The 857-nt window shown below is 35.0% G+C and carries 1 protein-coding gene; it reads left to right on the forward strand.

Annotated features, from left to right (window positions below; all coding sequences use genetic code 11):
* Positions 1-857: MSCRAMM family protein (locus GFJ36_RS04845; protein ID WP_275940646.1), on the forward strand; the 857-nt coding region annotated here is incomplete at both ends.

The raw sequence follows: 857 nt of genomic DNA on the forward strand, positions 1-857 counted from the left end.
AAGTCTTATCATTGAAAATAGAGAATGAATTGGTAGACAAAGGTACTTTAGAAGTTACAAAAGTGGACAAAGAAAGTGGCACAGTATTAGCAGGCGTAACTTTCGAAGTGCAAGATGAACAAGGAAAAGTAGTAACGAAAGTAACGACAGACAAGGATGGAAAAGCAACCGTTTCAGGTTTATCCATAGGAACATATAAGTTAGTAGAGGTAGAAAGTTTACTAGGTTATAAAAAGTTAGAAAAACCAGTATCATTTGAAATCAAAAAGGGTATGACAGAAGTTTTATCGCTGAAAGTAGAAAACGAACAAGTAGATAAAGGCTCAGTAGAGATTACAAAAGTGGACAAAGACAGTCAGAAGACATTGGCAGGTGTAGTCTTTGAAATCCAAGATGAAGCAGGCAAAGTAGTAACGAAAGTAACGACAGATAAAGAAGGAAAAGCAAACATTTCAGATCTATCAGTAGGAAAATACAAATTAGTAGAGACGGAAAGCTTACTAGGTTATAAAAAGTTAGAAAAACCAGTATCATTTGAAATCAAAAAGGGTATGACAGAAGTTTTATCGCTGAAAGTAGAAAACGAACAAGTAGATAAAGGCTCAGTAGAGATTACAAAAGTGGACAAAGACAGTCAGAAGACATTGGCAGGTGTAGTCTTTGAAATCCAAGATGAAGCAGGCAAAGTAGTAACGAAAGTAACGACAGATAAAGAAGGAAAAGCAAACATTTCAGATCTATCAGTAGGAAAATACAAATTAGTAGAGACGGAAAGCTTACCAGGTTACAAAAAGCTAAGCGAATCAGTATCATTTGAGATTACAAAAGGTATGACAGAAGTTTTATCGCTGAAAGTA

The organism is Bacillus sp. EE-W1, assembly GCF_009760835.1.
GTDB classification, from domain to species: Bacteria; Bacillota; Bacilli; order Bacillales; family Bacillaceae_G; genus Bacillus_A; species Bacillus_A wiedmannii.